Annotated in this window: 19 protein-coding genes and 1 tRNA gene; 1 reads left to right on the top strand and 19 read right to left on the bottom strand. The window is 39.2% G+C overall.

From position 1 onward, the window contains the following. Positions 1–81: 81 nt before the first annotated feature. From V7014_RS03445 to V7014_RS03390, 12 genes are all read right to left on the bottom strand, one after another. A tRNA-Arg gene (locus tag V7014_RS03445) sits at positions 82–153 on the bottom strand. Between the two features lie 126 nt (positions 154–279). After that, a complete protein-coding gene (locus tag V7014_RS03440) occupies positions 280–1,395 on the bottom strand; it encodes an alpha/beta fold hydrolase (RefSeq protein ID WP_335504264.1) in 1,116 nt (371 codons plus the stop codon). Between the two features lie 35 nt (positions 1,396–1,430). Beyond that, complete coding sequence (locus tag V7014_RS03435; RefSeq protein WP_335504203.1) at positions 1,431–2,651, bottom strand: MFS transporter; 1,221 nt, start codon at positions 2,649–2,651, stop codon at positions 1,431–1,433. Positions 2,652–3,006: 355 nt separating this feature from the next. After that, a complete protein-coding gene (locus V7014_RS03430; RefSeq protein ID WP_335504201.1) occupies positions 3,007–4,602 on the bottom strand; it encodes an acyl CoA:acetate/3-ketoacid CoA transferase in 1,596 nt (531 codons plus the stop codon). Between the two features lie 63 nt (positions 4,603–4,665). Beyond that, positions 4,666–5,871: an acetyl-CoA C-acetyltransferase gene (locus tag V7014_RS03425; RefSeq protein ID WP_335504199.1), complete on the bottom strand. Its 1,206-nt coding sequence runs from the start codon at positions 5,869–5,871 to the stop codon at positions 4,666–4,668. A 15-nt stretch (positions 5,872–5,886) separates the two neighbouring features. Then, a complete protein-coding gene (gene fabG / locus V7014_RS03420) occupies positions 5,887–6,612 on the bottom strand; it encodes a 3-oxoacyl-ACP reductase FabG (RefSeq protein WP_335504196.1) in 726 nt (241 codons plus the stop codon). Between the two features lie 695 nt (positions 6,613–7,307). Then, positions 7,308–9,209 carry an FtsX-like permease family protein gene (locus V7014_RS03415; protein ID WP_335504194.1) on the bottom strand — a complete coding sequence of 634 codons (1,902 nt, stop codon included), beginning with the start codon at positions 9,207–9,209 and terminating at the stop codon, positions 7,308–7,310. Then, a complete protein-coding gene (locus V7014_RS03410) occupies positions 9,209–9,958 on the bottom strand; it encodes an ABC transporter ATP-binding protein (protein ID WP_335504193.1) in 750 nt (249 codons plus the stop codon). The genes V7014_RS03415 and V7014_RS03410 overlap by 1 nt, the downstream gene beginning before the upstream one ends. A gap of 52 nt (positions 9,959–10,010) precedes the next feature. Further along, complete coding sequence (locus tag V7014_RS03405; RefSeq protein ID WP_335504191.1) at positions 10,011–10,730, bottom strand: ABC transporter permease; 720 nt, start codon at positions 10,728–10,730, stop codon at positions 10,011–10,013. Beyond that, positions 10,727–11,416: an ABC transporter ATP-binding protein gene (locus V7014_RS03400; RefSeq protein ID WP_335504189.1), complete on the bottom strand. Its 690-nt coding sequence runs from the start codon at positions 11,414–11,416 to the stop codon at positions 10,727–10,729. Before V7014_RS03400 ends, V7014_RS03405 begins: the two co-directional genes overlap by 4 nt. Next, positions 11,403–11,780 carry a GntR family transcriptional regulator gene (locus V7014_RS03395; RefSeq protein ID WP_335504188.1) on the bottom strand — a complete coding sequence of 126 codons (378 nt, stop codon included), beginning with the start codon at positions 11,778–11,780 and terminating at the stop codon, positions 11,403–11,405. Before V7014_RS03395 ends, V7014_RS03400 begins: the two co-directional genes overlap by 14 nt. A gap of 674 nt (positions 11,781–12,454) precedes the next feature. Continuing rightward, entirely contained in the window at positions 12,455–13,336 is an 882-nt protein-coding gene (locus V7014_RS03390) for a LysR family transcriptional regulator (RefSeq protein ID WP_335504186.1), read from the bottom strand. Between the two features lie 365 nt (positions 13,337–13,701). Here V7014_RS03390 and clpP point away from each other — a divergent pair, with 365 nt between their 5' ends. Further along, positions 13,702–14,307, top strand: a complete 606-nt coding sequence (clpP, locus tag V7014_RS03385) for an ATP-dependent Clp endopeptidase proteolytic subunit ClpP (RefSeq protein ID WP_335504184.1) — start codon at positions 13,702–13,704, stop codon at positions 14,305–14,307. Positions 14,308–14,405: 98 nt separating this feature from the next. Here the strand turns inward: clpP and V7014_RS03380 are convergent, their stop codons facing one another. From V7014_RS03380 to V7014_RS03350, 7 genes are all read right to left on the bottom strand, one after another. Further along, positions 14,406–14,666 carry an HPr family phosphocarrier protein gene (locus tag V7014_RS03380; RefSeq protein ID WP_335504182.1) on the bottom strand — a complete coding sequence of 87 codons (261 nt, stop codon included), beginning with the start codon at positions 14,664–14,666 and terminating at the stop codon, positions 14,406–14,408. Positions 14,667–14,689: 23 nt separating this feature from the next. Then, positions 14,690–15,634 carry a DNA-binding protein WhiA gene (whiA, locus tag V7014_RS03375; protein WP_335504181.1) on the bottom strand — a complete coding sequence of 315 codons (945 nt, stop codon included), beginning with the start codon at positions 15,632–15,634 and terminating at the stop codon, positions 14,690–14,692. Between the two features lie 78 nt (positions 15,635–15,712). Then, positions 15,713–16,699: a gluconeogenesis factor YvcK family protein gene (locus V7014_RS03370; protein ID WP_335504179.1), complete on the bottom strand. Its 987-nt coding sequence runs from the start codon at positions 16,697–16,699 to the stop codon at positions 15,713–15,715. Next, entirely contained in the window at positions 16,692–17,588 is an 897-nt protein-coding gene (rapZ, locus tag V7014_RS03365; RefSeq protein WP_335504177.1) for an RNase adapter RapZ, read from the bottom strand. The genes V7014_RS03370 and rapZ overlap by 8 nt, the downstream gene beginning before the upstream one ends. Positions 17,589–17,656: 68 nt before the next feature. Then, positions 17,657–18,115 carry an 8-oxo-dGTP diphosphatase gene (locus V7014_RS03360; protein ID WP_335504176.1) on the bottom strand — a complete coding sequence of 153 codons (459 nt, stop codon included), beginning with the start codon at positions 18,113–18,115 and terminating at the stop codon, positions 17,657–17,659. A gap of 317 nt (positions 18,116–18,432) precedes the next feature. Then, the gene (gene trxB / locus V7014_RS03355; RefSeq protein WP_335504174.1) at positions 18,433–19,383 is read right to left on the bottom strand and encodes a thioredoxin-disulfide reductase; all 951 of its coding nucleotides are present in this window, start codon (positions 19,381–19,383) and stop codon (positions 18,433–18,435) included. Positions 19,384–19,485: 102 nt separating this feature from the next. Next, entirely contained in the window at positions 19,486–20,982 is a 1,497-nt protein-coding gene (locus V7014_RS03350; RefSeq protein ID WP_335504172.1) for a tetratricopeptide repeat protein, read from the bottom strand. Between the last annotated feature and the right edge of the window lie 94 nt (positions 20,983–21,076).

Raw genomic sequence — 21,076 nt, 5'->3', positions numbered from 1 at the left:
GAGGTAAAAAAGCGCAAATAAAAAACGGCACCCCAACGTTAAAAATAACGCTGAGGCACCGTAAACATTGACGTTTTAGAACGCCCCTGGAGGGAATCGAACCCCCATTTCAAGAACCGGAATCTTACGTGCTATCCATTACACCACAGGGACAAATTTCACGACCTGCTGTTAATTATATTTCAGTTACTTCTACTTTGCAATAATCAATCGTCTTTACATATTAATATAAAAAGCTTGTAGATTCATATTTTAATAACTGAATCTACAAGCAAATAGTTATGATCTATTTAGGAAATCTGTAACTTGTTCATTGAAAAGATGCGAATCTAGCACACCAGCCATATGCCCTTTTAAGCTTTCAAACTCCATTAATTCAGCTTCTTTGCCATTCTTTTCCATCATTTCTATCATTTGACGATTATAAATAGTAGGTTGTAATAAATCACGCGTACAAGAAACCATCAATACTTTCGACTGAATTTTATTTAATGCCATTTCTAACGATTCCTCACCATGAGCAATATCATGCATCATCGTTGCACGGCACGTATAATACCAATGACTAGCGTCAATCATGGCTGATCCAGCTTTAATACCATTAAATAATTGTTCCTCATAAGTAGTTTTCACATCTAAACGATCATAGCAAGCTTGTTCATTACTATCACGTTTGTATGTTTCCTCATAAAATTCAGGGGTAAAAGCACCCGCATTCATCATTTGAACAGCCAGATACAAACCTTCTGTTGGCTCTTGGTCATCTTCATAATTACCACCATTCCAATTTGGATCCATTGCTATCGCACGCATAGCATGTTGTAAAACACTAAATGATGTAATCGTTGGGTTTTGTGGGTTTGTAATGACTCCTATTATACGCTCTACCATTTCAGGATATTGAACTGCCCAATTTAGGGATATAAAACCACCAGCTGACGCTCCCATCACAGCATGAAGCTTCTGTATACCTAGCTGCTTTGTTAAAAATTCATGTTGAATACCAGCCATATCTCTAAATGTAAATGCTGGGAAATCCATGCCCCATCTCTTCCCTGTTTCTGGATTAATGGAACGAGGGCCCGTCGTAATGACAGTAGGATTCTTCCATTGAACATTAGCAAGATTATCGGTGCTAATAACAAAATATTTATTTGTGTCCACCGCTTTACCAGGACCAATTAATCCATCCCAATAACCTGGAGCTACATCTTCTGGTGTATATTTACCAGCAGCATGACTTGACGCACTAAAGTAATGCGCAACTAGAATCACATTCGATTTATCTTCGTTTAACTCACCGTAAGTTTCATAACCTAATGTTACTGGGATTGTTTTACCATTTTCTAATGTATAACTATCAAGTGTAAATTGTTGCTTCTTAACAGAATTCATATCCATTATTAGTTCTCCCCCTACTATTTATCGAATTAAGCTGCTTTATCTGCCGGTACTTTGTCTTTACCTGTTTCAGGTAATAAGAACGATCCAATAAAGAATGACAAACTAAGAGCGATTGTTACATAGAAGCCCATTTTGAATCCTCCGTTATCTATAATTACTCCAATAACGTAGTACGCCACTGTTTCAAATAAATATGCAAAAGACCAAAAGAAGCCCATAATTAATGTTAATCTTTGTGGAGTCATATTAGGCAATTCTTGTGGGATTGTTACTAAAGCAGTCATTGGTAAAAACATTAGGAATCCAAGAGCTGCCGACATCATAATGGCAATGGTTCCAGATGAGGTTAAAACCATCACAAGTGCTGCCGCTGACATCAAAAGACCTGACCATCGAATAATAGGTAAACGTTTTGCTATTTTTTTCACTACGAAAATCCCTGCTACTGCACCTACAACACCAGAAAGAGCAACAACTGTACTCAAGACTTTTGAATCAACTACCGATAATCCAGATGTTGGGAAGATCGTTAGAATAACAAGATATAACAATAAAAGACCCGCATAAGTAAATGGGAAGATATAGTTAAACTTATCCTTTAATCCATCTTTAAATGTATATATTTGTTCATTTGTAACTTGATTGTTTGCTGGTTTATTTAATTCAAAGTCTTCACCAAAAATCATCCAGAGAATAAGTAATACTAAACTACATCCAGCAAAGAATAATAAACTGTTTTGGAAAGTTACTAACCATGATATAACAGGTGCTACAAGTACCATCGCAATGATACTACCAATATTATATGCCGCTGCATTAATACCATTAACCGTTGCACGACGAGTAGGATCGAAATAGCGAATAACAATTGGTCCAAAATAAACGACAAACAGCGCTCCACCAAAGCCCATAATGAAACGAGTAGCAACAAACATCCAGTAATCTGTTACAAAAGCCCCTAGAGCTGTTCCTAAAACGATTAGGGAAGAAGCAAATATAATCGCTTTTTTCGGTTGCAATTTAATTAAAAGCCATGCTGCTAATAAGTTACCAATGATTTTTGCAACTGTAATCGCATTTGAAATGAATGTAGCAGAAGAGAAGCTTTTTAAATTAAAATGCTCCATAATTTGCGGTGTTAACGTAGTTCCTGCAATCCAACTTACTGCGAAAAATGCATAAGTAAAGAACATGATTGTTTCAATAATATACGCTTTTGTACTTGTTTTCTGTACAGCTTGACTCATGTGAATAACCCCTATCTATTAAAATTTTATCACGGCTTATTTATTGGAAATTTATAGGTTTATTGGTCGATCCTGAGAAATTACTTTCATTGTAAATGCTTTGCAATGAAAGGTCCAAATTTCATGGATGTTTGTAAGTCCATACCTTAAGATAATTCCGTTTATAATTTTGAAACGCTTACATTTTTACTACAATCCATAAAATCTAGAAATCCTTCATCAAAAATCGCATCATTTTTTGTATATACATAAAAGTTTTAATAGCTATAACAAAAAATTATAGTTCGAGGATAAGCAATTGTAGAGGCTATACCAAAATTCACTTTTAGGAATAACCTCTACAAATACATATAACTTACGAAACTAGTTCTTCTTGCTTTTCTTCAAATTGCAGATTCATAACCTTTTCTTCAAAAATGGCTTGATCCATCTTCTTTAGATCAATAGCTATCAATGGTGCAAAATCCATATGATCAAGAATGTCTTTTTGTAGATCTATTCCTGGAGCAATCTCAGTTAATGTTAACCCTTCAGGATGTAATTCAAATACAGCTCGTTCTGTTACATACAAAACCGACTTACCGTTTTGTTTAGCGATTTCTCCACTAAACGTTATTTGTTCAACATCTTGAATAAATTTTTTCACTTTACCTTCTTGAACAATGACTAATTTGCCATCCTCTACTTTCGTCTTCAAACCGCCCGCTGTAAAGGTACCACAAAAAACAAGCATCTTTGCATTTTGTGTAATATTAATAAAGCCACCACATCCAGCAATTTTCGACCCAAATTTTGAAACATTAATATTACCATGTTGATCGCATTGCGCTAAGCCTAAGAAAGCTGCATCCAATCCACCACCATCATAGAAATCAAACATATATGCTTCATCTATAATTGCGTCGGGAGTAACTGAACAACCAAAATCAAGCCCACCCGCTGGTGTACCACCAAATACACCCGGTTCAATAGTTGGTGTAAAATGCTTTTCTTGTCCTTCTTCAGCCAAGATATTTGCAATACCTTCTGGCATACCAATCCCATAGTTAATCACATTCATCGATTTCGTTAAACTTAATGCACAACGCCGTGCAATAAGTTTTCGAACATCTAATGGTTGCGCTTTTTTCTCCGTGTTTACAATGATGTCGCTTTTTATAAACGTTTCGTTAAATTGTGTTCCGAACGTTTGCATATGATTAGAAAGATCCTCAGCAACGACAACCGCATCCACCAAAACATGTGGAATTTTGATACTTTTTGGATCTAACGTAGAACTTTTCACGATTTTTTCGACTTGCACAATGACTTTACCACCGTTGTTTTTTGCATTCATGGCTAATGAAAGAACATTTAATGTTAATGGTTCATTCTCAAGACTAATGTTTCCTTTTTCATCAGCTGTTGTACCTTTTAAAATAGCTACATCAATTTTTTGTGTTTTATAAGCTAAATAGTCTTTCCCATCAAACTGAACCTTTTCTACAAGATCCTCTATTGTTCTAGCATTCAATTTGCCACCATCTATTTCTGGATCCACAAATGTACCTAGTCCAACATGTGAAATTAAACGGGGATGCCCTGCTGCTCCCTCTCGGACTAATTGGCATATAACCCCCTGTGGAAGGTTGTAAGCTTCAATTTTATTCTCTTCAACTAAAGGTGTTAAACGAGGCGCCATTCCCCAATGTCCGCCGATTACACGTTTCACTAGTCCCTCATGTGCATAGTGATTCAGACCTTTTGAAGCTCCATTTCCATCACCTATGCCAGCAGCATAAACGAGAGTTAAATCTTTAGGGTAACCTGTATGCATAAATCTTTTTTCAACTTCTAGATGAATTTCTTCTGCTACACCCGTTCCAATAAAACCACCTATCCCAACAACAGCACCATCATGTATAAGCTTAACTGCTTCACAAGCAGAAATAAATTGTATGTTTCCTCCCATGATTTCTCTCACCTTTGTTCTTTAATAAGTTTGTGTCTACTGTATTCGTTCTGATTGTAATTACTAAACAGACTTGATAATTACAGCCGTTCCCATTCCTCCACCTATACATAACGAGGCTAAACCGAACTTAACCTTACTCTTTTTCATTTCATGTACAAGTGTAGTGATAATACGTGCGCCAGAAGCTCCAAGTGGGTGACCTAATGCAATCGCTCCACCATTCACATTGATACGCTCTAGTAACCACTCATCTGTCAGATCATAAGTATTTTTCAACTCATGCATTACACCTAGAGCTTGTGCCGCAAATGCTTCATTTAGTTCAAGAAGTCCTATATCCTTCATCTGAATATCATGCTTAGATAAAGCATTTTCGATTGCCTTTACAGGTCCTAGACCCATCACTGATGGGTCCACTCCGCCTTGGCCGACCGCAATAATTTCTCCGATTGGTTGTAGGTCGTACTTGTTCACTGCAGCTTCAGATGCAACTAAGAGAATGGATGCCCCGTCATTGATTCCAGATGCATTTCCGGCAGTTACTGTTCCCTCTTTCTTAAATGCTGGTCGTAAGTTTGCCAACTTCAATAATGATGTAGCGCGATTTGGATATTCATCTTTGTCGAATGAAAGTGTTTCTTTTCGACTTTTCACTTCAATCGCTACAATCTCCTCTTTAAAACGCCCACTATCACTTGCCGCAATGGCGCGTTCTTGAGACTGAATCGCTAACATATCCTGCTCTTCTTTCGTAATCTTGTATTTCTCTACTATATTTTCAGCAGTAATACCCATATGGTAATGATGAAACGCATCTGTTAATCCATCGGATATTATCGTGTCTTCCAAATTCAGATTGCCCATTTTCACTCCAGCACGCATTTTGTGCGATGCTATAAATGGGGCTTGTGACATTACCTCAACACCACCAACAATCATGAGATCACCCATATCTGCTTTGACGTTGTTATAAGCAATCATTAAAGACTTCATCCCACTACCACATACCATGTTTAAACTAAGAGCTGGTACTTCAGTTGGAATTCCAGCTTTTATACTTGCTTGTCTAGCGATATTTTGACCATGTCCTGCAGAAAGAACATTTCCAAGAATTACTTCATCAATCATTGAGGCATCTATTTTATTCGTTTCTATTACGTTTTTTATAACTTGAGCCGCTAAATCCGAAGGAGCCACAGAAGAAAGTGTTCCTAGAAATTTCCCAATCGGGCTTCGTTTTGCATCTATAAGAAAAACTTTTGACATCTCCACATTCTCCTTTTATAAACGTAATCCGCCATCAACAGATAGAACATGGCCATTCACAAAACTAGATTCTTCACTTGCTAAGAAGAGTGCTGCATTTGCAATTTCTTTCGGTCGACCTAAGCGCTTTAATGGTGTTTGATCACGTAATGGCTGAAGAACCTTATCAGGTACCGTTTTCACCATTTCTGTTTCAATAAAACCAGGGGCAATCGCATTTGTACGAACCGCTGCACCCTTTCTAGTAAACTCTTTCGCCCATGTATAAGTCATACCAATAACGCCAGCTTTAGTAGCTGCATAGTTTGTTTGACCAACGTTACCATAGGCACCAACAATAGAAGAAATATTAATGATTGATCCTGTTCCGTTATTCATCATGATCGGAGCAACGGCTTTCGTCATGTTGAAAACGCCTTTTAAGTTAATATCAATAACTAAATCCCATGCATCTTCATCTAATTTATTCACTAGCGCATCTCTCGTAATTCCTGCATTATTAACTAATACGTCAATATGTCCTACTTCTTCTTTCACATGATGAACAAACTTTTCAATTTCTTGAGGTTTGGTTACATTTAATTCATAATGCATTAAGTTCTCACCTATATAATCACCTTTTTGCAAATCGATAGAGTATACCGCTTTTGCTCCTTCTTGCATGAAAAGCTCACACATTTCTTTCCCTAATCCTTGTGCTCCTCCAGTTACTACGACAACTTTTCCTTCTAAACGTTTCATTTCGTCCACCTCAGATGTTATACTGAATTTCCAATCTTTTTTCACATCAAATAAGTCATATAAATTTGTACTGCAATATATACAATTCATTATCCAAAACAAGTTTATTGTATCCGTTTTCATTTATTAGTCTACGATGTTTGGCTACATCTGTATAATACATAATAGTTTGGATTGCTATAACTAAAAGTTATAGTGGCTAGAATATTTTCTCTGATCAACTTTTTGTGCATAGCCAAATAGAATGATTTTAAGCATCATTCTGATGATAGGAACATCGCCCACCACCTTTATAATAAGAAGACAACTTCTCATCAGGTACAGCTTCGACAATTTCATCCTCTACACGTGCCACATGATGTTCGGGTATGAGTGCCTCAATATCATAAATAAAATGAATTTGTCAGTGATATCGTAATATTTAAAGGTAGGGGGCCAGTCGCCTTTTTGAGGTAGTTTTTTCATCTGTTCCTGGAAGAAGTGTCATTTGCGTGTTATAAATTTCCAGTAGTGGTCGTAAGATTGCACATAAAACCGTCCTTTCTGTAATGGTAGTGGGGTAGCTTTCATTTTGCTAGAAGGGACGGTTTTTTATTATTTTTAAAATATTTTGAAAACTGTAGAGAAAAACACTTTTTCTTCAATCTGACCGGATCGAATGACGATCCGGTTTTCTATTTCGATTGTTCCCGCTGCTACCGCAGGATGGCATAACGACCCGATAGTATCGCGGGAATGACGCCTAGAAGCAAAGCGGCAGATAGGACCCAAACATACGTCTCCCATACAAAATCGAACTCCCACGAGCCCGTTAGCGCTAAACTATGACCCATAAGCGTAAAAACGGTTATTCCCGTTCCAATGATGGCGCCGATGGCGGAAGCGATTAGCGCCTCCCAACCGATCATGCACAAGATTTGCGAGCGGGTCATGCCAACCAAACGCAACTTGGAAAACTCACGCTTGCGCTCCAAGGTGGAAAGCGTAACTGTGTTCACAATAGAAATCGCGATATATAGCCCCAGTATACCGATGAGCAAGTATAACGCCCAAAGCCCCGACGACTGCTGCTGCTCCGAAAGGGCGATATATTCCTCTTTGGAATATCCCGTCAAACTCGGAAATGGCTCTGCGAGAGCATGAAGCTGTTGCAGCAGAGGATCATCTCCATTGTCCAACGCAGACAGCGTGTCCACATACACATGCTCGAATGACGGTCGATCTTGATGCTGCGCGACTAATTCGCTGGACAGCAAAAAATCTCCGAGCATAGCGGTAGATTGGAAAATCGCGGTGATCTCCAATGTCCGGGCATCCCCATTAACCAAACGCACTTCGAAAGAATCCCCGATCCCCAAACCATAATCGTCCGCCAGCTCTTCCGCCAGGTCGCTGCTAATTGCCGCCTCGTTTTTTCGGATGCCCAATATTTGTCCTTCCACCGGATTGACGTGAATAAAACGTTCCAAGAGTTGATCATCGATCCCTGTGGCCCGGTATTCGTAAATGCCCTCTTCTTCCCATAGGTCCAATCCTTCCCATATTACATTCGCCTCTATGCTTCTGATCCCTGCGACGGCCGATACCCCGGGAATGTCTCTAACAGCACGGAGCAGAGAGGCGGGGATTCCATCTGAATCCTGGGTCGCATAGAAGTAGTCTGCGGCGATTAAACCCTCCATTTTTTCCCGAGAAATATCTTTTTCATTTTCCTGTATAAACAAAAGTGTACAGGCGATCGTTACGATGAGCATAACCGGAGCCATCACTCCGGCTGTGCGCCCACGATTTTTAGCCGTATTCTCCCATGCCATCCAGCCCGATGCCTTGGAGATGACGGAAGCGATTGCTCCCGACAACCATCCGAGAGGACCAACCAACAACGGGCCGAGCAGGGAAAAGGCAAACGCGAGCTGAAGGGCGACTAAAATCGGATACTCGTTTTCCCCCAATCGGGGAAGGTTATACCACAGGGTCCAGCCGCCGACAAGAAAGAGAAGTCCGAATAGCAGCCGGGATAGACTGATCCCGCGGGATTCCACTGAAGCTTCCCTCACGGCCTGAGTCGGTCCGATACGTGAAGCGCGGCGCTGCGAAGTTAACACGGATAAAAGGGATATGCACACGCCGAATATAAAGGAAACAACGAGCGGCGTCATGGACACGATCAGTTGTAAGTCCCCTCCGGAAATCCCGGCTCGAACGATCAGCTCAGAAATGAGGCGGGAAAGAGCGATGCCCGCAAGACAACCTGCTATCGAAGCACAGATTGAGATAACTACCGCCTCGCCAGCGATCATGATTCGAATTTGTCGGGGAGTCGCCCCGATGAGACGAAGCGCGCCGATTTCGCCCGTACGCCGGGAGACGGAAAAAGCGAGCGTGTTGGCTACGACAAAAATCGAAATAAACCCGATAAGGACGCTTAAAAACCCGATAAATGAAATCACAGTTTGATTTTCGTCGGAATCCTCCATGACGCTTTCCATCAGGATGCCTGTCGAGGCGATCATCGCAACAGCGATCGATATAGCGACGAACATGCCGACGTAGTGGACAAGGCGATAACGAACAGACAGCAGGATGAACCGAACCATCATCTTTCCTCCAGTCGTTTCATGCGATCCATAATTTTCGCGGTTGTAGGCGCCACAAGCTCGCCCGTTACTTGACCGTCGGCCATAAAAATGACCCGATCCGCAATTGAAGCCGCATTCGGATCGTGAGTGACCATAACCAAGGTTTGCTGTAACTCGTCTACCGTCTCGCGAAGAAGCTCAAGAATGTCCAATCCCGTGCGCGTATCCAGCGCTCCGGTCGGTTCGTCGGCAAACAGGATATCCGGCCGGGTTATGAGCGCTCGGGCAACGGCAACCCGCTGCTGTTGTCCTCCCGACATCTCCGAAGGGCGGTGATTGAGCCGACTTTCTAAGCCCGTCTGGTGGACAAGTCTCCTCAACCAGGCCTCATCGGGCCGTCTGCCGGATAGTTTCAACGGCAGTAGGATATTATCTCGAGCGGTCAGGGAATCGATTAAATTGAAAGCCTGAAATATAAATCCGATTCGATCTCTTCTCGTTAAAGTCAAACGAGGCTCTTTCAATCTATTCAGATGAATGCCGCCTAACCACACTTCGCCGGATGTCGGCCGCTCAAGACCGGAGGCGCATTGCAGCATTGTGCTCTTTCCCGATCCGGAAGGTCCCATGATCGCGGTGAACGAACCGGGAGAGAAATCAAGGGAAACGTTAATTAAAGCGGGTGTTGCATTTTTTCCGTTTCCGTACTGCTTGGAAATCGCCGCGATCCGAAGGACAGGATTTGCCGTATCTTTTGCCGTTATCATATCGATCCACTCCTTTATCTCTAATAGTGTTGCATAGCCGTACACTTAACGTTTAAGTATGTATCTTGCTTCGAAACAAGGCAATGCCTCCGAAGCTATATAAGACGCAGAACAGCACGTTGACCAGCATCGGTACAAGAAGAAGAGGTTCGTCGTTCTTGATCACGATGACGCCGGAGAAAACGAATCCGATCTCCGCCTGTCCGTTCAATGCGATGAGGACGTAGGCAAGCAAGGTCGGGACTGGAAAAAGGACGATAAAGACTGCGGTAGTGACGAGAACCTGGAATTTCTTCGCGCACAATCCAGTCAATACGGAAAAAAAAGCCAGCAAATGAATCGTAACCAATGTGATGAACAAGGAACTTACGATACCGGCATCCACATTTAACCATCCACCCTGCAACAGCCATTCCCTGCTCCAAAAAAGCAATGTGGTTAACAGCAATATAGTGTCTACGAACAAGACGACAGATAACTTGGAGAAAAAGATCATGCTTCGACTAATCGGTAGCAGAAGCAAGGAGTAATGCGTATTTTGTCTCCATTCATAAATCCAAATCGCAAAGGACAGGATGACGGGAACGAGGATGGCCGCAACAAATGCACTCCCGTTAAGTCCGTAAAACCATATGGATAATTGATCTTTACTATAACGAGACAGTAAATAGATAAGTATGAATTCCGTCGCCCCAAAAAGGATAAACGTCAGCAATATCCAGTAACGGAAAGAACGGAAATCGGTTTTCAGCAAACGGATATAGGCGTTCATAGATGCATCTCCATTACGATTTCTGTAAGCGTTTGTCCCCTATGCTCCTTCAACTCCTCCAGATTGCCTTGAACGGCCAATTTTCCCTCGCGAACGAGAAGCAGGTCATCCAAGAAAGGCTCTACGGCTTCGATTTCATGAGTAGCAATGACAATCGTTTGCTCTTCATCCATGAAATCGTCGAGAAGACCTTGCAGAATCTGTTGTCTGGAGAACAGATCGATTCCGGATAACGGTTCGTCAAGAAGCAAATAGCGCGCTCTCCTACTTAAGGCTAAGAGCAACTTGGCTTTTGCCAGTTCCCCTTTGGACAACGTCCGTAATCGAACACCAGGTTGGAGCTCGAAGGCTTGCAGCAAATCTGCCGCCTTCTTCTCGTTCCAATCCGCATAGAAGTCCTTCAAGTAATGCATAGCATCAGCAATGCTCATCCACGGATAAAAGGTTTCAAGTTCAGGCAAGTAGGCTATGGAACGATTCGTTATCGGCGAAGGGTGATACCCGTCAATCTGAATTTCACCTCGATCCAGACGAATCAAGCCCGTGATAGCTTTCAAAAGAGTCGATTTCCCCGAACTATTTGCCCCCAGCAGCCCCGTAATGCAGGAGGGGCGTATCGTCAAGGAAATCCCGTTAAGCGCGGACTTATGGCCGTAATATTTTACGGCATCGTTAACTACAATCACTGGAGATTCCCCCTTCCAATTTCAATTTCACCATTCGCAAAATCTCTTCGTCGGAAGCTCTCAGCGATCGCATTTCCGATACGAACTGCGAAGACAATTCGTCGAGCATGCTTCTCTGCAACGCCAAGATAATCTCGGAATTTTCGGTAACGACGCTGCCGCTCCCCCTTAGAGTCGTTATCCATCCGTTATCCTCCATTTCCTTAAAGGCCCGTTGAACGGTGTTGGGATTGACGCCAAACGTTTTGGCCAATTCTCTGCGCGGAGGGATGGCCTCTCCCGGAGGAAAGTCGCCGCTTGCAATTTTTTTTTTGTAAACGTCCACGATCTGCGTATAGATCGGTTCTCTGGCACTAAACTTCATAATGACACAACCCCAAAATTGTATTAAGCTCTTAACACAATTTTGAGTATAATATATTTTGCTAAATTATGTCAACGCATAATCTTCTGACGAAAAAACAAACAAGCTGACACCGGCGTCAGCTTGCATTCTGACCTTTTAAAGTTTACAAATGAGATCCTCGGGCTGTATGCCCCCTTCTACAACAATTTCGCTCTGGACAACTTCACTGCTCTCACCTTCACTGGCGAAGGCTGAAGCTGCGAATAACGAATGGAGCAGGGCGGAGGACTGCCATACTCAAAACTAACCTTCTCATCCTCCATTTCACCCTTTTGCTCAACTGCTTTGGTAGACAGTCTTTGGTCATATTTATAAACTAGGTGCCCCGCCATGTCTTGAAGTAGAAACTATCTCTTAAAAAATCTTCACAAAAATAAAAAGACGACGCCATTAAAGACATCGCCTCAGATGAAAATAATTACTTGCTTATGACCGCTCCGTAGGTCGGCTGAGTGTGAATACCCCGATCAAGGTTCTCTTTTAAGAACTTTGATATATCAGCACTGGTTCCTGCATTCGTGAATGAACCGGAGGAAAATGAAACATTTTTCCTTAGCTGATTTTTTAGGAAAGTAGCGAGACGAAGCCCCGCTACTTTCAGTATGTTGTGGGCTTAGAATTCAATCTATTACTTATCTAGTTACTTTTAACGTATGGTTAATAAATGTTTTCGTAACATGTGTGACATATTGATCCTTATTCAGTAGGAAACCAACCTCCCATTTCAATGGTGGGTCACTAATAGGAATGATACTTATTGAATCATTTTCCACACGATTTAATATTGGCTTCGGTAAAATAGTAATTCCGTGGTTTTGGGCAACTAATTCCAATACGAAATCCCACTGAGAGCTTTCAAAGTATATTTTCGGCCTGAACCCCGCCGAATGACACCGTTCCAGAATATGATGATGGAGCATAAAAGTCTTATCCAACATTAGAAATATTTCGTCTTTTAAATCCTCAAACCTAACACAGTCCTTAAAAGCTAATGCATGCTTTTTATTCACTACAAGGACATTCTCATCCTCCATAATTGAAATATAATCATACATATCCATATCAACTGGTGCAATTACCACTCCTACATCAATCGTCCCATTATGCAAATTATGTTCAACCATCTTTGCACCATTTTCCATAATAGTTAAAGTAATATCAGGATACACTTCTCGGAATGATGTAAGTACATTTACAAAAATACTAGAACCAATAACAGGAGGTAAACCTACAATTACATTTCCTTTATTTAATTTACTCGTATCATATAATGAGCCCTTCAATGCTTCAAACATATTTAATAACTCTTCTGATTTAAGTAAAAAGTTTTGACCGATTTCAGTTAATTTAATTTCTTTATCGGATCGATCCAGCAATTGTACATCTAACTCTCTCTCTAAATTTTTTATCGATTTACTTAAAGCTGGTTGTGATATATGAAGTTTTTTTGCTGCTAATGTAAAGTTCCTATCTTTTGCCACCTGCGCAAAATACTTTAGTTCTCTAAAATCCATACAAATTCTCCTACAATTTTTTCGTAGTATGTGACATTCATATACCATAATTATAAGTGTAATAGAACTCATGTACAAAACTTGTTTTGATAATTTCATCCATTCTTCACTCTGATATATTAATCTTTCAATGAATAGCATTTCAAAATAAACCTATCTCTATCAATAGCTAGCACGTTTAAATCACTGTACTTTGGATATCATGGTAAAGAACTTTCGCGCATACATAAAAAAATGTCGATTAAAATATGGCTACACTTCAATTGTTTTGTTTGACCTAAATTGACCAAAAAGTGTATCATATTGTTACAACGATTACGTTGAGAAATGTATTTAACATTCTCTATTTAAGGAGGAACAAAACGATGAATTTAATTCCTACAGTTATTGAACAAACGAGTCGTGGAGAACGTGCTTATGATATTTACTCTCGTCTTCTAAAAGACCGTGTAATCATGCTTGGTAGCGCAATCGATGATAACGTTGCTAACTCAATTGTATCTCAGCTACTCTTTTTAGAAGCTGAAAATCCAGAGAAAGATATTACAATCTACATAAACAGCCCAGGTGGTAGCATCACTGCTGGTATGGCAATCTATGATACGATGCAATATATCAAACCAAAAGTATCTACAGTTTGTATCGGTATGGCTGCTTCAATGGGAGCTTTCCTACTAGCAGCAGGTGAGAAAGGTAAACGTTACGCACTTCCAAACAGTGAAGTAATGATTCACCAACCATTAGGAGGAGCGCAAGGTCAAGCTACTGAAATCGAAATTGCTGCTCGTCGTATTCTACACCTACGTGATAAGTTAAACCAAATCTTATCTGATCGTACGGGCCAACCTCTTGAAGTCATTCAAAGAGATACAGAGCGCGATAACTTCATGGAAGCTCATAAAGCATTAGAGTATGGTCTAATTGACAAAGTTCTTACTCGTAATACTTTAGAGGAGAAGAAAGATAAATAATTAAGACAATGCGGAAGCATCCATTTAGCTTCCGCGTGACAATAACGATTAAAAACCCCGGAATAACTTGAAAGTTAATCCGGGGTTTTTATCAATTCTTAAAGGGCTTCTTTTTCTACAAACGCTTCTAAAAACTCAACCGCTTTCTCTTCATCTTTACCATCAGCACATAACGTAATGACCGTTCCAGAACCAATCGCAAGACTCATAAGTCCCATAATGCTTTTTGCATTTACCTTTTTACCGTCTTTCTCTAAAAACACATCGCATGAAAATTGACTTGCTTCTTGTACAAATATTGCAGCAGGTCTTGCTTGCAATCCTGTTTTCAAACGTACCTCGACCTGTTTCTCGATCATCTCTTCTCCCCCTTATTCTTTTGTCAGTAAACTGTTTCTCCTGCTCTTAACTTATTGGCAATATCATCTATTTTCCGCAAGCGATGATTGATCCCGGACTTACTGACTTTTCCTCCTGAAACCATTTCACCTAGCTCTTTCAAAGTCACATCTTGATAGGCAACACGAAGTTCAGCTATCTCTCGTAACTTGTCAGGTAAAACACTAAGCCCCACAGTTTCTTCGATATATTGAATGTTCTCTACTTGTCGTAAAGAAGCACCTATCGTCTTATTTAAATTTGCCGTTTCACAATTTACAAGTCTGTTAACCGAGTTCCTCATGTCTCGAACTATACGAACATCCTCAAATCGTAAAATGGCTCTATTGGCCCCTACAATTCGCAAGAACTCAGATATTTTCTCAGCTTCTTTTAAATACGTAATATAGCCTTTTTTTCTTTCGAGAGTTTTACTTTTCAACTCAAAACCGTTCATCAATTCACAAAGTGCATCATTGTGCTCCTTATATAAAGAGTAAATCTCAAGATGGTAAGATGACGTTTCTGGATTGTTGACTGATCCACCTGCTAGAAATGCCCCTCTTAAATATGAACGCTTACAACATTTCTTAGCTACTAATTCCTCAGAAATATTATAGATAATGGTAAAACCATCACCAAGTATCTTTAAGTCCATTAATATTTCTTGAGCGTTTTCTGAAAAACGTACAATATAAATATTATTCTTCTTCAACTTCATTTTCTTCCGAACTAACAGCTCTACACTTACATCATAATTCTTCTTGAGCAGTGTATAAATCCTTCTTGCTATTGCCGCATTTTCAGTTTGAATATCAATCACTAATTGACGATTAGAAAATGAGAGCGATCCATTCATTCTAATTAATGCTGATAGCTCAGCTTTAGAGCAACAATCCTTAGGCTCTAGCGTCGTTAGTTCTTTTTTTGTTTCAGAAGCAAATGACACACTCTCACCTCCCGACTTGTTCCATTTATTTACTTTTTTACAGGAAATGATACAGCATTAATAAGCTTCTGCTGTTATTTACGAACCAAAGAGTGTTTTGGTTTCATCCTGAAGCATTTTATATAATAAATTCGCAACTTTTTTTGTATCATGGCGAATATACTCATCTTCAAACGTCATTATGTGCTCTTGTACAACATCCAACCCTAGCTCCAGAAGTTTTGCTACATCAAAGTGAACAGGTTGAGCTAACTCTTCCTTATAGCGTAGTTTCATTTGTGGTGGCACTTCTTCAGCGTTAACAAGAATCGTGTCTAAGAAAGCACAACCTAAATGTTCATAAATCGCCCTTACGTGATCACTAGCTGAGTAATTTAGCGTCTCACCTGCTTGTGTCATTAAGTTACATACATACACTTTTTTCGCTTTAGCTGCACAAACTTCTCTACCTAATCTCGGTACCAAAAGGTTAGGTAAGATACTAGTGTAAAGACTTCCTGGCCCGACTACGATTAGATCAGCTTGCCTTATAGCCCCTATTGTTTCCGATAAAGGTTTAATATTAGATGGCGTAAGAAAAACCTTTTTGATCTTCTTACCTGAATACGGAATTTTAGACTCTCCTGAAATTTGAGATCCATCATCCATTTCCGCATGTAGAACGACACTTTGATTAGCAGCAGGCAATACTTTCCCTCTTACATTAAGGACTTTACTCATTTCACGAATCGCATGAACAAAATCACCTGTTATAGATGTCATTGCTGCCAGTATTAAATTTCCTAGCGAATGCCCAGACAGCTCATTCGATTGACCAAAACGATGCTGAAACATTTGTTCAACAAGTGGTTCAGTATCTGAAAGCGCTGCTAATACATTTCGCACGTCACCTGGTGGTGGAATATCTAAATCATCACGAAGTCTACCAGAACTACCCCCATCATCCGCAACTGTTACAATTGCAGTAATATCTACAGGATATTGCTTTAACCCACGTAATAAGACAGGTAAACCTGTACCCCCACCAATAATGACTATTTTGGGCTGTTGCAAATTACTAGTCATCAATCTTTTCCTTTCTATGCTTGATGTCTCGATGTGTAACAGTTGTATGATATTCTGATTTAAAATAGTTTCCTAAATACTCGGTAAGGGCAACTGAGCGATGCTGTCCACCCGTACAACCAATGGCTATAACTAACTGGGCTTTCCCTTCCCGTTTGTATTGAGGTAACATGAAGCTTAATAAATCAGTAATTTTCTCAATAAACTTCTGTGTTTCAGACCACTTCATTACATAGCCATAGACTTCTTCATCTAAACCCGTCTGAGGTCTCATATGTTCCACGTAATAAGGATTCGGTAAGAAACGAACATCGAATACTGTATCTGCATCAATTGGAATACCATGTTTAAAACCAAAAGACATCACATTTACAGTAAACTCTGGACGATTATTAGATGAAAACTGCTTTAAGATTTTTTCACGTAGCTCTCTAGGCTTTAATTCAGACGTATTGTAAATCGTTTGTGCACGCCCTTTTAACTCCTCTAACAATTTGCGCTCTAAACGAATGCCATCTAATGGCAAGCCTGCTGGAGCTAACGGATGCGTTCTTCGCGTTTCTTTATATCGACGAACAAGCGCTGCATTATTAGCATCTAGAAATAGAATTTGAGCTGTCATCCATGATGTCTCTGACATTTCATCCAAAACTTTAAATAAATGATCGAAGAACTCTCTACCTCTTAAATCCATTACAAGAGCTACTTTATTCATTTTACTTCCAGAATCCTTCATAAGTTCCAGAAACTTCGGAAGTAATGTTGGGGGTAGATTATCTACACAAAAATAGCCTAAGTCTTCAAAACTTTGCACAGCAACTGTTTTACCAGCCCCTGACATTCCCGTAATAATTACTAATTCAGTGTCTTTATTATGCTCATTACTCATTCTGTTCCCCCCAGTCCATTCCATACTCATTAGTATTTTTAAAAGGACATATTTTTAATTAGTACCGATTAATTCGGGTCTAGGCGGTAAGATAATAATTCAAAATCTGGTGTGTACGTAAACGTACCATAGATTAATCCGCTCCCATGGACCATGTAATCTAATATATGATAATCTCCTTCAGCCATTGGTAAGTCTTTTAAATCCATTGTATTTTGCCATGATAGCTGACCTTCTTCACTGTTCTCAATAAGTTGACCATCAAATTCACTCGCTACAAAAGTAAACATCATCCATTCAGACTGAACTTGATTGCCTTCCTTCATGATAAACGTAAAAATACCTTTTATTTTCGGATCTTTTATATAAATCCCAGTTTCTTCTCTAAATTCGCGAACACAAGCATCCTTAACAGATTCACCTGGTTCCATTTTACCACCTGGGGCAACAAACCAGCCACGGCGTGGTTTTTGTAACAATAATACTTGATCACCTTTTGTTAATACACAATTGGTCACACGTTGCATTTATTTCACCTCAAGACGTTTCCGTAACATAATGCCATATAATTAATTTATATATTTGTCAAGAAATCGTATTCAATACATTATACTATTTTTACTATATTTCTGAAAGAAGACTGTTTATTATTGTTTTATTATATGTGGCGAAAAAATGTGTGTTTATTATTCTTACGTCCAAAAAAAGAACACAGGCATAAAAACCTGTGCTCCAAATATTCTTTATTATTAAAGGGGGTATTTTGTAAATTTAATATACCCTATAAACATTTCATCCATGTTACAGTGGAATTAAATGACAATGACAATCACTTGCATTAAGATTAAGCGTTAGCTTTTTGAGCTTCAACTAACTCTTCAACGTAATGCTGTGCGTTTTGTGCCGCAATACTTCCATCGCCAGTTGCTGTTACGATTTGACGCAACGTTTTTTCACGAATGTCTCCCGCTGCGAAGATTCCTTCTACGCGAGTTTCCATTTGCTCATTTGTTTCAATATAGCCATTTTCATTAGTAATACCTAATGATTCAAACGGTTTTGTTAATGGGTCCATGCCGATGTAAACAAATACACCATCTGTTTTAAACTCTTGCTCTTCGCCATCTATTGTTGAAGCAAGTGTTACGCTACCCACTTTACCATCTTTTTCATTAATTTGCTTAACAGTATGATTCCAAATGAAATCAATTTTCTCATTAGCAAATGCACGATCTTGAAGAATTTTTTGTGCTCTTAATTCATCTCTTCTATGAACAATAGTAACTTTAGATGCGAAACGAGTTAAGTATACGCCTTCTTCAACTGCAGAGTCTCCTCCACCAATTACAACAAGCTCTTTATTTTTAAAGAACGCTCCATCACAAACCGCACAATAAGAAACGCCACGGCCACCAAGTTCTTTTTCGCCTGGAACACCGATTTTCTTGTACTGAGCTCCCGCTGCAATAATGATTGAACGGGCTTTGTACTCTTTAGAACCACAGTTAATTATTTTATACTCTTTATGATCGATTACTTCTTTAACATCGCCATATGCGTATTCTGCTCCAAATTTCTTCGCATGGTCAAACATTTTTGTAGATAATTCAGGTCCAAGAATATGATCAAATCCTGGATAATTTTCTACTTCTTCTGTGTTTGCCATTTGTCCACCAGGAATACCGCGCTCAAGCATTAATGTTGATAGATTCGCACGAGATGTATATACAGCCGCAGTCATTCCAGCAGGTCCAGCACCAATAATGACAATATCATAAATTTTTTCTTCAGACATGCCTGTCACTCCTTCAAATAAACTTATTTATACTTTCACTGGTTTAGAAAATCCCCTTACTCTAATCCTATATAACGAAGGAATTAACGTCCAAAAATCTGCTCAATATAACAAAGAGTTCACCTTTTTTACATACTTCCGTAATGTAGAAATGGAAACATCGTACTTTTCGGCAAGATCTTTCTGAAGCAGCGGTTCATTCGTCATCTTACTCCACACGTATTCTACAGCTCCTGCCCACGCTGAAGGATTTGAGAACGTCATATTCTCTTTTTTTGCTTCCTCATACGCAGAAAACCAAGTGATATACAATCCCGATTCGATTAGTGTTATGGGATGGTATTGTTTATATAATAATTCTGCCACTTCATCAATAAAATAAACAATGGGTTCTACTTTATCATCATTATTTATCAGTCGAACATAACTGCTCTCAATCGTTGAAAACAAATTGTTATTCTTAACAGCAGGATGTTGAGCTAATTGTTTTTTTTCAAAGCTATGCTTGTATAAAAATAACCCTAAAAGACGCTCTTCAATTAACTCACTTTCTAACTTCTTAATGATCATAGCCGTTTGATGTTCAAATGCTTCTAAATTAGAATGAATCAATCCCCATGGTTCTAATCCTTCTTTATCAGGATTTATATTGAGTACTTTTTTCCAAGCTTTTTTAGCACTTTGTTCATATCCAAGGTGATGAGAGCTGTACGATAACCAATAGTAGAAGGTATCATCGCCATCAAAACCTGATTTTTGAAGAAGTTTCAGCCACTTATAAGCTGATTCAAAATGATTAACTAAGGCAAACGTAGCGCCTAACTTATATTGCTGCTCTGGAAGAATCGGACGGATTTTCTCAAGCATTGCTACAACCACTTCTACTTGCTCTGCATTCTTCTCATAGTAATAGAAGACCGCCAAATTACATAACGCATGTAAATTACCCGGATTCTTCTCTAAAAGATCCTCAAGCGTTTCAAATGCTACTTGATGCTGCCCTAAATAATAATGCGCTAACGCTAAGTTATTGTATGCAAACCAAAAATCCGGATGATTTTGAATCGTATCTTTTAGAACCTCGATCGCTTTTTCAAAATCACCCGCTTCAAGGTATTCCCTAGCTTTTTCTTGTTCATAAATTAGCGTATCTTGCTCGAATAAACTTTCTTCTGTTTCATTACTTTCTAATGAAATAAGCTCAAGAAGATCTTCTGCATCATCTATAAACTCTCCGTACTTATCTTTGTTTATATATTCATTCGCATGCCAATATGCTTCTTTAAATAGTCCAAGATGAGCATAATTGTTAGCAAGAAAATAATGACATTCAATCATATATGGATCTAATTGGGATATAATATCTTTTAAAATATCATTAGAATCACTGTATTCACCTAAATCTGTGCAAACAATTGCTAATTGACAGGCAATCATCGGCTCAAAAGGTTCCAGTTCTAATGCTCTCCCAAGGTATTTTTTTGCTTTATATAAATCACGTCGATGGTAAGCTTGTAATCCTTTAGAGAAATAATATTCTCCTGTTGGATGAAACGACAATATCTTTGCTGATTGTATTGAATTAGAGTCTTTACTCATGTAATCCTCCATAAATTGTTGTTTAACCTAACTATTATACCATATTTTTACGTTCACTTAAATAAAGTAGCTTTTAGAACAAAAGCGAAAGTCG

It is taken from the genome of Bacillus sp. JJ722 (assembly GCF_036963345.1).
GTDB lineage: Bacteria > Bacillota > Bacilli > Bacillales > DSM-1321 > Bacillus_AD.
The sequence above is the reverse complement of the archived record's forward strand: the minus strand, read 5'-3'. Positions and strand labels throughout refer to the sequence as shown.

What these genes read in the sequence shown, in the direction of transcription:
- V7014_RS03350 (WP_335504172.1), bottom strand. Translation starts at nt 20,982, where the DNA reads ATGAGTAAAGACTCTAATTCAATACAATCAGCAAAGATATTGTCGTTT.
- V7014_RS03380 (WP_335504182.1), bottom strand. Translation starts at nt 14,666, where the DNA reads ATGATCGAGAAACAGGTCGAGGTACGTTTGAAAACAGGATTGCAAGCA.
- rapZ (WP_335504177.1), bottom strand. Translation starts at nt 17,588, where the DNA reads ATGAGTAATGAGCATAATAAAGACACTGAATTAGTAATTATTACGGGA.
- trxB (WP_335504174.1), bottom strand. Translation starts at nt 19,383, where the DNA reads ATGTCTGAAGAAAAAATTTATGATATTGTCATTATTGGTGCTGGACCT.
- V7014_RS03440 (WP_335504264.1), bottom strand. Translation starts at nt 1,395, where the DNA reads ATGAATTCTGTTAAGAAGCAACAATTTACACTTGATAGTTATACATTA.
- V7014_RS03435 (WP_335504203.1), bottom strand. Translation starts at nt 2,651, where the DNA reads ATGAGTCAAGCTGTACAGAAAACAAGTACAAAAGCGTATATTATTGAA.
- V7014_RS03395 (WP_335504188.1), bottom strand. Translation starts at nt 11,780, where the DNA reads ATGAAGTTTAGTGCCAGAGAACCGATCTATACGCAGATCGTGGACGTT.
- V7014_RS03360 (WP_335504176.1), bottom strand. Translation starts at nt 18,115, where the DNA reads ATGCAACGTGTGACCAATTGTGTATTAACAAAAGGTGATCAAGTATTA.
- fabG (WP_335504196.1), bottom strand. Translation starts at nt 6,612, where the DNA reads ATGAAACGTTTAGAAGGAAAAGTTGTCGTAGTAACTGGAGGAGCACAA.
- V7014_RS03370 (WP_335504179.1), bottom strand. Translation starts at nt 16,699, where the DNA reads ATGACTAGTAATTTGCAACAGCCCAAAATAGTCATTATTGGTGGGGGT.
- V7014_RS03405 (WP_335504191.1), bottom strand. Translation starts at nt 10,730, where the DNA reads ATGAACGCCTATATCCGTTTGCTGAAAACCGATTTCCGTTCTTTCCGT.
- V7014_RS03410 (WP_335504193.1), bottom strand. Translation starts at nt 9,958, where the DNA reads ATGATAACGGCAAAAGATACGGCAAATCCTGTCCTTCGGATCGCGGCG.
- V7014_RS03425 (WP_335504199.1), bottom strand. Translation starts at nt 5,871, where the DNA reads ATGTCAAAAGTTTTTCTTATAGATGCAAAACGAAGCCCGATTGGGAAA.
- V7014_RS03415 (WP_335504194.1), bottom strand. Translation starts at nt 9,209, where the DNA reads ATGGTTCGGTTCATCCTGCTGTCTGTTCGTTATCGCCTTGTCCACTAC.
- V7014_RS03430 (WP_335504201.1), bottom strand. Translation starts at nt 4,602, where the DNA reads ATGGGAGGAAACATACAATTTATTTCTGCTTGTGAAGCAGTTAAGCTT.
- clpP (WP_335504184.1), top strand. Translation starts at nt 13,702, where the DNA reads ATGAATTTAATTCCTACAGTTATTGAACAAACGAGTCGTGGAGAACGT.
- V7014_RS03390 (WP_335504186.1), bottom strand. Translation starts at nt 13,336, where the DNA reads ATGGATTTTAGAGAACTAAAGTATTTTGCGCAGGTGGCAAAAGATAGG.